Annotated in this window: 11 protein-coding genes; 2 read left to right on the top strand and 9 right to left on the bottom strand. The window is 62.5% G+C overall.

Annotated features, from left to right (window positions below):
• Position 1: 1 nt before the first annotated feature.
• From aroB to pilM, 6 genes are all read right to left on the bottom strand, one after another.
• Entirely contained in the window at positions 2–1,099 is a 1,098-nt protein-coding gene (aroB, locus tag JOE27_RS18340) for a 3-dehydroquinate synthase (RefSeq protein WP_204919415.1), read from the bottom strand.
• A gap of 94 nt (positions 1,100–1,193) precedes the next feature.
• On the bottom strand, positions 1,194–1,712 hold the full coding sequence (aroK, locus tag JOE27_RS18335; protein ID WP_039602073.1) for a shikimate kinase AroK: 519 nt from the start codon (positions 1,710–1,712) through the stop codon (positions 1,194–1,196).
• A 4-nt stretch (positions 1,713–1,716) separates the two neighbouring features.
• A complete protein-coding gene (locus JOE27_RS18330; protein ID WP_115273375.1) occupies positions 1,717–2,985 on the bottom strand; it encodes a secretin N-terminal domain-containing protein in 1,269 nt (422 codons plus the stop codon).
• Complete coding sequence (locus JOE27_RS18325) at positions 2,909–3,835, bottom strand: pilus assembly protein PilP (protein ID WP_348632618.1); 927 nt, start codon at positions 3,833–3,835, stop codon at positions 2,909–2,911. Before JOE27_RS18325 ends, JOE27_RS18330 begins: the two co-directional genes overlap by 77 nt.
• Before the next feature lie 86 nt (positions 3,836–3,921).
• Positions 3,922–4,458, bottom strand: a complete 537-nt coding sequence (locus JOE27_RS18320; protein ID WP_119688133.1) for a PilN domain-containing protein — start codon at positions 4,456–4,458, stop codon at positions 3,922–3,924.
• Complete coding sequence (gene pilM / locus JOE27_RS18315; protein ID WP_115273373.1) at positions 4,458–5,306, bottom strand: pilus assembly protein PilM; 849 nt, start codon at positions 5,304–5,306, stop codon at positions 4,458–4,460. The genes JOE27_RS18320 and pilM overlap by 1 nt, the downstream gene beginning before the upstream one ends.
• Before the next feature lie 178 nt (positions 5,307–5,484).
• On the opposite strand from pilM, the gene JOE27_RS18310 reads away from it, so the two are divergent.
• Complete coding sequence (locus JOE27_RS18310) at positions 5,485–7,938, top strand: penicillin-binding protein 1A (RefSeq protein WP_119688131.1); 2,454 nt, start codon at positions 5,485–5,487, stop codon at positions 7,936–7,938.
• A gap of 70 nt (positions 7,939–8,008) precedes the next feature.
• Here JOE27_RS18310 and JOE27_RS18305 read toward each other — a convergent pair whose 3' ends face one another.
• The 3 genes from JOE27_RS18305 to rpmE all read right to left on the bottom strand — a co-directional run bounded on the left by JOE27_RS18305 (position 8,009) and on the right by rpmE (position 10,496).
• Positions 8,009–9,277, bottom strand: coding sequence for a malic enzyme-like NAD(P)-binding protein (locus tag JOE27_RS18305; protein ID WP_039603148.1), 1,269 nt, complete (start codon positions 9,275–9,277; stop codon positions 8,009–8,011).
• 179 nt (positions 9,278–9,456) lie between these two features.
• Entirely contained in the window at positions 9,457–10,278 is an 822-nt protein-coding gene (locus JOE27_RS18300) for a thermonuclease family protein (RefSeq protein ID WP_046787048.1), read from the bottom strand.
• A gap of 2 nt (positions 10,279–10,280) precedes the next feature.
• Positions 10,281–10,496: a 50S ribosomal protein L31 gene (gene rpmE, locus JOE27_RS18295; protein ID WP_012312321.1), complete on the bottom strand. Its 216-nt coding sequence runs from the start codon at positions 10,494–10,496 to the stop codon at positions 10,281–10,283.
• Positions 10,497–10,663: 167 nt separating this feature from the next.
• On the opposite strand from rpmE, the gene JOE27_RS18290 reads away from it, so the two are divergent.
• Positions 10,664–12,883: a primosomal protein N' gene (locus JOE27_RS18290; protein ID WP_115273370.1), complete on the top strand. Its 2,220-nt coding sequence runs from the start codon at positions 10,664–10,666 to the stop codon at positions 12,881–12,883.
• The last annotated feature ends 30 nt before the right edge of the window (positions 12,884–12,913 follow it).

Raw genomic sequence — 12,913 nt, 5'->3', positions numbered from 1 at the left:
CTCAAAGCTGGGCCACGATCGCGCGGTAATCCGCCGACAGCGTGGCCTGAAGAATCTCTTTCGGATAGTCGTCGGTAACCACGGCTTCGCCCATCTGGCGCAGGAGCACCAGACGCAAACGCCCATCGATCACCTTTTTGTCGACCGCCATATGCTCCATGAAATGCGCCGGGGTCATTTCCTGTGGTGGCACCACCGGCAAACCTGCATCCTGCAGCAGGCGGATTGCGCGATCGCGCTCGGACTGATCGATCCAGCCCAGACGCATCGACATCTCCAGGGCCATCACCGTACCCGCTGCCACGGCCTCGCCGTGCAACCAGACACCGTAGCCCATGTGCGTTTCGATGGCATGCCCGAAGGTATGCCCCAGGTTGAGCGTTGCGCGCACACCAGACTCACGTTCGTCAGCCCCGACCACCGCTGCCTTGGCTGCACACGAGCGCTGGATCGCTTCGGTCAGCGCCGCTGGCTCGAGGGCGCGCAAAGCCTTGATATTGTCCTCGAGCCAACCAAGGAAGGGCTTGTCGCAGATCAGCCCGTACTTGATCACTTCGGCCAGGCCCGCCGACAGCTCGCGCTCGGGCAGGGTGTTGAGGGTGGTGGTGTCGATCAGCACGGCGTTGGGCTGGTAGAACGCACCCACCATGTTCTTGCCCAGCGGATGGTTGATGCCGGTCTTGCCGCCGACAGAGGAGTCGACCTGGGACAGCAGGGTGGTCGGTACCTGGATGAAATCGACGCCGCGCTGATAGCACGCTGCTGCGAAGCCGGCCATGTCGCCGATAACGCCACCACCGAGGGCCACCACCGTGGTGCGGCGGTCGTGCCGGGCCGTGAGGAGGCCGTCGAAAATCAACTGCAGGGTTTCCCAGTTTTTGTGGGCTTCGCCATCCGGGAGGATCACTGGCAGCACCGAATAGGGACCCAGCGTCTTGCTGAGACGTTCGAGATACAGGGGCGCGACGGTCTCGTTGGAAACGATGGCAACCTGCCGGCCGGCAATGTGCGGCGCCAGCAGTTCTGGCTGCTCAAGCAGGCCTTCGCCAATGTAGATCGGGTAGCTGCGCTCGCCCAGGTCGACCTTTAGTGTCTGCATGTATCCCCACAATGTACTTGGGCGCGGCGTCGGCTGAGCGACCCACGCGGTAACGTTGAACCTCGCCTCGGCGCTGGCCGAGAATAGTCCCGGCCTACCGGGGCGGCAACTGCTGCAAGCGCTCGAGAATATCCAGTACGACCATGCGCGGGGGCCGTTCGTCGGTTTCAACCACGATGTCGGCGATCTCACGGTAGAGCGGATCGCGTGCTTCAAGAAGGCTACGCAAAGTCGCCTCCGGATTGGCAGTACGCAGCAAAGGGCGATTGCGATCGCGCGCAGTACGCCCGACCTGCTGTTCCACCGAGGCATGCAGGTAGATCACCCGGCCACCATGGTGCAGAGCCTGGCGGTTGGCCTCGCGCATCACCGCGCCGCCGCCGGTCGCCACGACCACGCCATCGAGCGCGCAGAGCTCGGCGATCATCGCCTGCTCACGATCACGGAAGCCCGGCTCGCCTTCTTTGTCGAAGATCCACGGGATGTTGGCGCCTGTTTTCAGTTCGATTTCCTTGTCGGAATCTTTGAACAGCAGGCGCAGCTCTTTGGCCAACAGGCGCCCGATGGTGCTTTTTCCAGCGCCCATGGGCCCTACAAGTATCAAATTTCGCACAGAATCAACGACTCACAGCAATCGCCTGGTCATTCATGATACGCGGAGTCAGGAAGACCAGCAGCTCGGATTTTTTCTCTTGTAATGCATCGCGTCGAAACAGCCGCCCAACATACGGCAGATCACCGAAAAATGGCACCTTGTCGACCACATTGTTTTGCGTGGTCGAATACACACCGCCAATGACGATGGTTTCCCCGTCAGCTACCCGTACCTTGGCATTGACCTCGTTCTTGCGGATCGGCGGCACATCGTTCAAGGCATTGACGAAATCAGGCTCGTCCTTGGTCACCTTGACCGTCATGATCACCTTGCCGTCCGGCGTAATCTGCGGAGTGACCTCCAACGACAGCGAAGCCTCGCGGAATGCAACCGAGGTAGCGCCACTCTTCGTGGTCTCCTGGTAAGGGACTTCGGTGCCTTTGAGGATGCGGGCGGTTTCCTTATTGGCGGTGACCACCTTGGGCTGGGAGATGATTTCACCATTGCCGGTCTTCTCCATGGCGCTGAGTTCAAGGTCCAGCAGCACGCTCCCACGCAACACCCCCAAGCCAATGCTGGAACCGGCCCGTTCCACCCCAAGATCGACAAACACGTCCTTGCCCAAAACAGCAGCTTCGCTGTAGAGCCGCGGGCCCCAGCGCACCCCAAGGCTTTTCTCGTAATCGACATTGGCCTCGACGATGCGCGCCTCGATCTCTACCTGCCGTACCGGCACATCCAGTTGCGCCACCAACTGGCGCAGCTCGGCAAGCCGCTCCTCAGGCTGGTGCGCCACCAGCGTATTGGTGCGCACATCCACATTCAAACTACCGCGACCCGTCAGAATGCCGTCATCGGCCAGCGTGGCCAGCAGCAATTCGGCAAGCTCTGAGGCCTCGGCGTGGTGTATCGGCAGCAACTCGCGGCGCAACGGCTGCGATTGGGCGTCCAGCTCCAAGCCTATACGCGCGCCCAGGGCTTGTTCGGCCAGCTCAGCCGCTGGCGCCACCAACAGCACCTTGCCCTCTTCGCGCCGGGCCAGGCCCTTGCTGCGCAACACCAGCTCCAAAGCCTGATCCCAGGGAACATCCTGCAGACGCAAGGTAATACTGCCCTGCACCGTGTCGCTGGCGACCAGGTTGATGCCGGCATAATCGGCCAGCACCTGCAACACCAGGCGCACTTCCACGTCCTGGAAGTTCAGCGAAATCGGCTCACCCCGATAAGGCGTTGCCGCCAGCAACGGCATCGGCAGCAAGGCCGCCACCACCCACTTCATCAACCTGTTCATGATCTTCCCTGATCTCCCCGTCCACGCCCTGCCTGAGCCTCAGAAATGCCGTGCGCTCGCGCCAAGTGCCGCCCACGAACAACCGCTCGCGCACCGTTACCTGGTGCTCATCCACGCGTTCCACCAGCCCCCCATCGCGCCCCAGACGGTCACCGGAACGCACGCGATAGAGCCTACCGGCAGATGACAGCAAAGCCTCATGTTCCATGCCCCGGGACAAGCTTCCGACCATTTCCAGCTGAGCCAGCGGGACAGAGGCGAGCCCTCGCCTGACAACGCGACCCGACCACGTCGAAAACGGATCGAGAACCGCTGGCAAGACCTCACCCCGGGCGGGTATCCAGGCCAATGATTCCGGCTCTGCCACCGGCCCATCGGCGTGGAAGGCGTCAACCCGCAGCCTCAATCGCAGCAAGCCGGGCCTGCCTTGAGCATCGGCCAGATGCATGTCGCCGACACGCAGCAGGCGAACCTGCCCAAGCCACTCATCGAGCCAAAGTCGCAACGCCGCGTAACGCCCAACTACCTGCACATCCAGCGGCGTTCGTGCAAAACCTGCCTTCTTCTGCTCATCCAGTACCTCAAGTTGCTCGAAATGCAGCCCATGCACATGCCCCGACGCGGCCAACTGATCGAGCAGATCGCTGATTTCGCCCCCGGCTGCCAGGCGCCATCGCATATCGTGCAGGTGCCGCTGGGCTTCACTCAGCGCTTGCGGTGCATGCACATGCGCCAACACCTGGGTGGCCTTGGCATGATGCTTGTCGTTAAGGGCCCTTTGGTTTACCTGCGCTGCCTGCTGCAGTTGCCGCCATTCCGGCCAACGAATCAGGCAGCCGACCGCAAACACCAGGCACGCCGCAGCTATCTGCAGGGCACATCGGAACAAGCGCGAGCGAGCTACCAGCGCCTGCCAGTCCAGACGCACGCGCAGCTTCACGACCAAGAGTCCGACATCCGCGCCAGCAGCAAAAACTCTTCACCAGCAGGCAAGCTCTTGATCCGCCTCAATTCCAGGTCGAGCAATATCCCGGAGCGCCCGAGATCACGCATCAATTGCGCTATCACAGCGCTGGAAGCGGCCAGCCCAACCAAGTGCAACCGCTCACCCTCGACCTTCAGTTCGACAACCTGAACGCCCTCGGGCAATGCCCGCTCCAGATCGCTGAACAGCGCCGTGAGAAGCCCTCGGTCCGCAAACAAAGCGTCCAGCGAGGCGGTTTGGGCCCTTGCTGCGTCGAGAGCCTGCTGAATGACGTCAAGCTGCTCCAGCTGCCTATTGAGCCCCGCGATCGCGGCCTGGCGCCCCAGGTTGGCAGCGGCCTGATGCTGCGCCCGCTGGCGCGCCAGCTGGTCCATCAACAACACAACACAGAGTGCCAGCACCACGCTGCCAATCAGCATGAGCTGAAAACGGCGAAGCGCCGCCAAGCGTTGCTGTTCGCGCCAGGGCAAAAGATTGATACGCAGCATCAGCGCAAAGCTCCCAGCGCCAGGGCAGACGCCAATGCCATGTTGTCGTCGTGACATGCAAGGCCAGCCACCTGGGGCAACGCCCGATAAGGCACTTCCAACCGGTCAATCAAGTCACCGAGCCGACCTTGCTCAAGCTGCAGGCTCCCAGCCAGAAGCAGGTCTTGCACCTGCAGGTCATCGACAAACAGTTCGGCCAGCCGGCCCAGGGGCACTTCGCGCCGCTGCGGCAATACACCCTGTGACCAGCAATGCAGCGTAGCGCTGCCGGGCTCAAGGCGCAGCAGCGCGCAGCCGTCTGCACCCGGTTGCGGCATCATTCGCCGCAAGGCGATGCTGTCGACCTCGACGACTTCCAGCAGCAACCCAGCGTCATCGAAAATCGCTTCCAACGACTGCAGCAGGGTCTGCCGGCAGGCCACCACCAGAACATCACGCGCGCCAGCCTGCCCACATGAAGCCCCCAACACCTGGAAGTCCATCACCAGGTCTTCCAGCGGGAAAGGAAACAACCTGTCCGCATCAGCCAGAAGTTGCGCCTCCATTTCGGCTACTGGCTGGTCTGCCGGTAGCTGGCACAACTTGCAGATTACCTGCGAGGCAGGCAGGGCCACTGCGACCCGGCGCTGGCGACTGCCACTGCGCCGACAAGCGCTACGCAGCGCCGCCACGACGCGATCAGCCACTTGCCACCAATCAGCAGCACCTGTGGGCTCGAATCGCTCAACCTCCCAGGCAAGACGCTCACAGCGCCCTTTTCTGCGTTGCAGTTGTACAAGCCGAACCGAATCGACGGCAATTTCAACCCCCAACAGTGAACCGGCATCCTTGCCAATGCGTCCAAGCATCGCTGCTCCTTTGTGACAGCCCTGAAACCCGCGCCAGCACCAAGGCTTGATGGCCGGAAGGTGCAGCGGGCCGCCCGGCCGGTCACCCGGCGAGGCGAAAAATGCTTATAATGCCCAGCGTTTTTTCGTCCGCCGGCTCCGTGCGCAATTCACCCCTCAACCTGGACACCCAAAAGCCTTGATACGTCTGCTGAAGTTCTTCTGGTGGTCTTTCGTCGCAGTCATCTGCGCGCTCGTACTCGGTGTGAGCGGTGCGTTTCTGTATCTTAGTCCCAACCTGCCGTCGGTCGATTCGCTCAGAAGCATCCAGTTGCAGATCCCCCTGAGGGTGTACAGCAGCGACGGCAAGCTGATCGCCGAGTTTGGCGAAATGCGCCGCTCGCCCATCCGTTTCGCGGACATTCCCCCGCAATTCATTCAGGCGCTTCTGTCAGCCGAGGACGACAATTTCCTCAATCACTACGGCGTTGACCCGGCCAGCCTGATGCGCGCCGCGACCCAACTGGTGAAAACCGGTCATATACAGACCGGCGGCAGCACAATCACCATGCAGGTGGCGAAGAACTTCTTCCTCACCAGCGAGCGCAGCTTCTCGCGCAAGACCAACGAGATTCTCCTGGCCCTGCAGATCGAGCGCGAACTGACCAAGGATGAGATCCTCGAGCTGTACGTGAACAAGATCTACCTGGGCAACCGCGCCTACGGCATCGACGCTGCCGCACAGGTTTACTATGGCAAGTCGATCCGTGACGTGAGCCTGGCGCAGATGGCGATGATCGCCGGCCTGCCCAAGGCACCGTCGCGCTTCAACCCTCTGGCCAACCCGGTGCGTGCAAAAGAGCGTCGCGACTGGATCCTGGGCCGCATGTACAAGCTCGGCAAGATTGACGAGGCGAGCTACCAGGCCGCCCTGGCCGAACCGCTCAACGCCAGCTACCACGTATCGGCGCCGGAGGTTAACGCGCCTTACATCGCCGAGATGGCCCGTGCCGAAATGGTTGGCCGCTATGGCAGCGATGCGTATACCGAGGGTTTCCGCGTCACCACCACAGTGCCGAGCGACATGCAGGAAATGGCCAACAAGGCCGTTCACGGTGGCCTGTCCGATTATGATGAGCGCCACGGCTACCGCGGCCCTGAATCGCGCTTCCCGGGCAAAGGCCAGGCTGCCTGGCTGCAGGAATTGAACAAGCAGCGCACCTTGGGCGGGCTGGAGCCGGCCATCGTTACCCAGGTTGAAAAAAGCGGCCTGAAAGTACTGACCCGCGGCGGCAAGGAAGAAGACGTCGCATGGGACACCATGAAGTGGGCGCGCCCGTTCATCAATAGCAATGCGCAGGGCCGGGCACCACAGTCGCCGGCAGACGTGGCCCAGGTTGGCGATCTGGTGCGCGTGCAGCGGCTGGACGACGGCAAACTCAAGTTCAGCCAGGTACCGGCAGCGCAGAGCGCGCTGATCACGCTGGACCCTTACAACGGCGCCATCCGTGCGCTGGTTGGCGGTTTCTCGTTCGAGCAGAGCAACTACAACCGCGCCATGCAGGCCAAGCGCCAGCCCGGCTCAAGCTTCAAACCGTTCATCTATAGCGCGGCGCTGGACAGCGGCTACACCGCCGCCAGCCTGGTCAACGACGCTCCGATCGTGTTCGTCGACGAATACCTGGACAAGGAATGGCGACCCAAGAATGACACCAACACCTTCCTCGGCCCGATTCGCATGCGCGAAGCGCTGTACAAGTCGCGCAACCTGGTATCGATCCGCTTGCTGCAGGCCATGGGCGTAGGCCGCACCATCGACTACATCACCAAGTTCGGCTTCAACAAGCAGGATCTGCCGCCCAACCTGTCGCTGGCATTGGGCACCGCGACCCTGACGCCCATGGAAATCGCCACTGGCTGGAGCACCTTCGCCAACGGCGGTTACAAGATCAACCCGTACCTGATCGAGCGCATCGAGAGCCGCAACGGCGAGACGCTGTTCACCGCCAACCCTGCGCGCGTGCCGCAGGGCGCCGAGGACGACGCAGGCCTGGCGGCACCAGAGCAGCCGATCAGCACGGCGTCGCTGCCTGGTGAGGCGCCGTCGGTTCCTGGCCAGCCTGCACCCGCCACACAGGCACCGGTAACCGCCGAGCAGATCATCGATGGCCGTACCACCTATATCCTCACCAGCATGCTGCAGGACGTGATCAAACGCGGGACCGGGCGCCGCGCCCTGGCCCTGGGTCGTACGGACCTGGCGGGCAAGACCGGCACCACCAACGAGTCCAAGGATGCCTGGTTCTCCGGCTACAACGCCGATTACGTCACTACCGTCTGGGTCGGTTTCGACCAGCCGGAAACCCTGGGTCGCCGCGAATACGGCGGGACGGCTGCCCTGCCGATCTGGATGAGCTTCATGGGCGCGGCCCTGAAGGACAAGCCCAACCACCCGCCTGCAGAACCGGAAGGCATCCTCAGCCTGCGTGTCGACCCGGTCAGCGGCCGTGCGGCCTCCCCGAGCACGCCTAACGCGTATTTCGAACTGTTCAAGGCTGAAGATTCGCCACCATCGGTGGATGAACTGGGCAACGGTGCAGCGCCGGGCAGCCCGCTGCCGGCCGATGAAGCGGCGCCCATGGATTTGTTCTGAGCCGACAGCTTGCAGCTTGAACCCAAAAAAAAACCGGCTCATATGAGCCGGTTCTTTTTTGCACCCTGCTTCAGCCGTTGAATACTTCGTCAACGCTGTTGAGCGGGTAGTGCTTCGGATATGGCAGGGTAGCCACGCCGGATTCGATGGCAGCCTTGGCTACGGCATCGGAAACGACGGTGATCAGGCGTGCGTCCAGCGGCTTCGGAATGATGTACTCACGGCCGAATTCCAGGCCTTCAACGCCATAGGCTTCGCAAACTTCCTTAGGCACCGGCAGCTTGGCCAGGTCCTTCAGGGCGATAGCGGCGGCGATCTTCATTTCTTCGTTGATACGCTTGGCGCGAACGTCCAGGGCACCACGGAAGATGAACGGGAAGCCCAGCACGTTGTTGACCTGGTTCGGGTAGTCGGAACGACCGGTAGCCATGATCACATCGTTGCGGGTGGCATGAGCCAGCTCTGGCGAGATCTCCGGGTCCGGGTTCGAGCAGGCGAACACGATCGGGTTGGCAGCCATCGATTTCAGGCCTTCCGCGCTCAGCAGGTTCGGGCCGGACAGGCCAACGAACACATCGGCACCGTCCAGGGCATCAGCCAGGGTGCGCTTGTCGGTAGCGTGAGCGAACTGGGCCTTGTACTGGTTCAGGTCGTCACGGCCAGCGTGGATCACGCCGCTACGGTCGATCATGAAGATGTTTTCGACCTTGGCGCCCATGCTGACCAGCAGCTTCATGCAAGAGATGGCGGCAGCGCCGGCACCCAGGCAGACGATCTTGGCGTCTTCGAGCTTCTTGCCCGCGATTTCCAGGGCGTTGATCATGCCGGCAGCGGTAACGATAGCGGTGCCGTGCTGGTCATCGTGGAACACCGGAATATCGCACTGCTCGATCAGGGTGCGCTCGATTTCGAAGCACTCGGGTGCCTTGATGTCTTCGAGGTTGATGCCACCGAAGGTGATCGAAATGCGGCGAACGGTGTCGATGAAAGCTTGCGGGCTTTCCGACTCGACTTCGATATCGAACACGTCGATACCGGCGAAACGCTTGAACAGAACGCCCTTGCCTTCCATGACCGGCTTGGAAGCCAGTGGGCCAAGGTCACCCAGACCGAGGATGGCGGTGCCATCGGAAATAACTGCAACAAGGTTGCCCTTGCCAGTGTATTTGTAGGCCAGCTCAGGATCACGGCCGATTTCACGCACCGGTTCTGCAACACCTGGGCTGTAGGCCAGGGCGAGATCGCGGGCGGTGGCGGTGGGCTTGGAGAGCTCGACGCTCAGTTTCCCCGGACGAGGTTGAGCGTGGTATTCGAGAGCGGCGGTTTTCAGGTCTGACATGGTGGGCATTCCGCTATTTACTGTTCTGACGGACCGCCGAGGATACGCAAAGAGCCGGGGAGCCACAAGACTGGTCGGTCACTTGTGTCAAGGCCTTTAGCCTACGACTTTACGCTATAACACACGGGGGCATTCGAACAACAGTGTGTACAATCCAATAGCGAAATGTCTACATCTTTTCAGCTTGAAATGCGTTCCAGCATGCTCGGATCGGTGATTGGCAACACCCAGCGTCGCTGCCCCGGCTTGAGCCCACCCTTGCGGGAACGATCCAGCACCCAACCCCGCGCCTCGACCTGGCGTCCTTTGAGGTTATCGAAGAAGCCGACGGGGAAGTTGCGTTGCAGACGAGCGGGAACCTGCAGCACCACGTCAGTTTCAAGTTCCAGCCAGACTCCACCGCGATTGCGTGCAATATTCCGGATGCTGCCGCCGATCACCGCGAAGCCCGACTGGCGAACCTGGCTGGCGCGAAGTACCGGTGAAGGGCGCCAAAGGCCAGCGCCTGCCTTGCGCGCCGATTGCTCGGCCACTCGCTGGCACGCCACCAAACGCACATTGGGCGCAACCGCGACGCGATAGCCAAGCCCTTCGCCAAGCAATCGGGCTTCAAGATTGTCGCCACTGCGGGCGTAAACGTGTGCCAGCGTGCGGCCGTACTTGTCCTTGGGCTCGACGCCGAGCACCAAGCCGACACGGCCGTCGCTGGCTTTGACCAAGGCTTGCAAACGCCGCTTGGCGGCCTCGGCAAAAGGTTCGCTGGTGCGCCCCTTGCGCCCTATCTCCGGGGCGTTGATGCCAATCATGCGCACGCTGCGACCATCGGTAAGGCGCAGGGTATCGCCATCGACCACCTGACGCACCGCCACGATCTGCGGCCTGTCCGGCAATGGGCAAAACGCCAGGGCCGGCACTTGCCAGAGCGCGCCCACAAAAAAGGCGCCCACAAGGGGCGCCTTTTTCAGCAACAACGCGAAGCCCGAAGGATTCGCCATGCGCATGATTACTTCTTGGTACCGAACATACCGAAGCGATCGGCGAAGCGCTGAACGCGACCACCGGTGTCCAGCACTTTCTGCTTACCGGTGTAGAACGGGTGGCACAGGTTGCAAACGTCGATCGCCAGGGTGCTGCCCAGGGTCGAACGGGTTTCGAATTTGTTGCCGCAGCTGCAGGTCACAGCAACTGCTTCGTAGTTCGGATGAATATCAGCTTTCATGGTCACTTCCTCGAGCTGCGTGCCGCCACCCAACACCAATTGTTGAATACCGCACGTAATTAGGCGGGGAATAATACCAGAGCGCCGCGTCGACGCAAGTTGTCGCTTGCACCGACTGTCGTCTGATAGGCTCGCCAGTCTTCGAAACGCCCTGCGAGACCTTACGCGTGTCCGACGTCATCCTGCGCCTTGCCCTGCCCTCCCCCCTGCGTCGCCTGTTCGACTACAGGGCGCCGGCGAGCATGGCGCACCAGGCACTCACCCCGGGAATGCGCATCCGGGTGCCGTTCGGCCGCCGCGAGATGATCGGCGTGCTGGTGGAGGTCTGCGACCACAGCGAGGTCCCTGCCGACAAGCTCAAACCGGCCAGCGCCCTGCTCGACCCGGTTTCACCGGTGCCGGCGCCGCTGTTCAAGCTGTGCCTGTGGACGGCCCAGTACTACCAGCACAGCCTCGGCGACACCCTGAGCTGGGCCTTGCCCACCTTGCTGCGCCAGGGCGAGCCGGCCGAGATGCGTCAGGAGCGCTTCTGGCACGTGGCCCCAGGTGCCCGCCTGGAAGACCCGCGCATCGCCCGCGCACCGCGCCAGCGGGACGCCCTCAGAACGCTGGCGCAACACCCGCACGGCGTTGCGCACAGCCTGCTGAGCAAGCTCAACCTTAACAAGGACAGCCTTGACCTGTTACTGGCCAAGGACTTGGTTCAGCTCGAAGTACGCCGCCACCTGCCAGATCAACGCCATGAGCACTGGCTGGCCCAGCCGGAACTGCCGCTCAACGAAGAACAGCGAGTGGCCTTCGAGGCCGTGCGCGATGGCTTTGGCAGCTTCAATGCGTTCCTCCTGGCCGGCGTTACCGGCAGCGGCAAGACCGAGGTCTACCTGCAACTGATCCGCGAAACCCTGGAAGCCGGCAAGCAAGCGCTGGTGCTCATCCCGGAAATCAACCTCGGCCCGCAAACCCTGGCGCGTTTCGAACAGCGTTTCAACGCACGCATCGCCTTGGTGCATTCGGCCGTCAATGACCGCGAACGCCTCGACGCCTGGCTGGCGGCGCGAGATGGCGAGGCGGATATCATCATCGGCACGCGCTCGGCGCTGTTCACTCCCATGAAGAACCCGGGCCTGATCATCATCGACGAAGAACATGACGGCTCTTATAAGCAGCAGGAAGGCCTGCGCTACCACGCCCGCGACCTGGCGATGGTGCGCGCTCACCAGGAGAACATCCCGATCCTGCTCGGCTCGGCCACCCCTTCGCTGGAAACCCTGCACAATGCCCTGACCGGCCGCTACCGCCTGCTGCGCATGAACCAGCGCGCAGGAGGTGCCCGCCCGCCACGCATGTTACGCCTGGACGTGAAAAGCCTGCCGCTGGACAGCGGCATCAGCGGCCCGCTGCAACAGGCCATCCGCCAGACACTGGAAGCAGGCCAGCAGGTGCTGGTTTTCCTCAACCGCCGCGGTTTCGCCCCGACGCTGCTGTGCCACGACTGCGGCTGGCTCAGCGAATGCCCGCGCTGCGATGCCCGCATGACCGTGCATCAGCGCGCCGGCGTACTGCGCTGCCACCATTGCGGGTACGACGAACGCCTGCCGCACCAGTGCCCCAAGTGCGACCATGTCGACTTGCGCCCGGTAGGTGCAGGCACCGAGCGCGCCGAGGAACGTCTGAAGGTACTGTTCCCCGATTACCCGATCCTGCGGGTCGACCGCGACAGCACGGCGCGCAAGGACGCGATGCACAATTTGTTCAGCACCATTCAGCGCGGCCAGCCGAGCATCCTGGTCGGGACGCAGATGCTGGCCAAGGGGCATCACTTTCCGCGGGTGACCTTGGTCGCGATTCTCGATGCTGATGGCGGGTTGTTCTCCGGCGACTTCCGCGCCACCGAGCGCATGGCCCAGCTCATCGTGCAGGTCGCCGGGCGCGCGGGGCGTGCCGAGGAACCCGGCAAAGTGGTCATCCAGACGCACCTGGCCGACCACCCGCTGCTGGTGCAGTTGACCGAGCAAGGCTACTTCGCCTTTGCCGAACAGGCGCTGGACGAGCGCCGCGCCGCTGGCCTGCCACCGTATTCCCACCTTGCCCTGCTGCGCGCCGAAGCGCACAAGCCAGGGCAGGCCGAAGGTTTTCTCGACGAAGCCTGCAGCGCCGCGCAGCGGCTGGTGACCGAGCAGCGCTTGCCCGGCATTGAACTGTTGGGCCCGGTGCCTGCTCCGATGGAGCGCAAGGCCGGGCGCTTCCGTGCGCAATTGCTGATACAGGCCGAAACCCGGGCACCGCTGCATCGACTGATCAGTGCCTGGTTGCTAGTGTTGGAGCAGCTTCCAGGCGGGCGGCAAGTACGCTGGTCGCTGGATGTCGACCCGGTCGACCTATATTGAGCTGTAAGCTGCAAGCTACAAGCAAGAGCA

Origin of the sequence: Pseudomonas sp. M5 (assembly GCF_016907075.1) — a bacterium.
Classification (GTDB): Bacteria; Pseudomonadota; Gammaproteobacteria; order Pseudomonadales; family Pseudomonadaceae; genus Aquipseudomonas; species Aquipseudomonas putida_E.
Note: the sequence above shows the minus strand (reverse complement) of the source record. Positions and strands in the feature narration are given on the sequence as shown.

Bases quoted from the DNA above. Each gene is read 5' to 3' on its own strand.
- aroB (WP_204919415.1), bottom strand. From the start codon at position 1,099: ATGCAGACACTAAAGGTCGACCTGGGCGAGCGCAGCTACCCGATCTAC.
- JOE27_RS18330 (WP_115273375.1), bottom strand. From the start codon at position 2,985: ATGAACAGGTTGATGAAGTGGGTGGTGGCGGCCTTGCTGCCGATGCCG.
- JOE27_RS18320 (WP_119688133.1), bottom strand. From the start codon at position 4,458: ATGCTGCGTATCAATCTTTTGCCCTGGCGCGAACAGCAACGCTTGGCG.
- pilM (WP_115273373.1), bottom strand. From the start codon at position 5,306: ATGCTTGGACGCATTGGCAAGGATGCCGGTTCACTGTTGGGGGTTGAA.
- JOE27_RS18305 (WP_039603148.1), bottom strand. From the start codon at position 9,277: ATGTCAGACCTGAAAACCGCCGCTCTCGAATACCACGCTCAACCTCGT.
- JOE27_RS18300 (WP_046787048.1), bottom strand. From the start codon at position 10,278: ATGCGCATGGCGAATCCTTCGGGCTTCGCGTTGTTGCTGAAAAAGGCG.
- rpmE (WP_012312321.1), bottom strand. From the start codon at position 10,496: ATGAAAGCTGATATTCATCCGAACTACGAAGCAGTTGCTGTGACCTGC.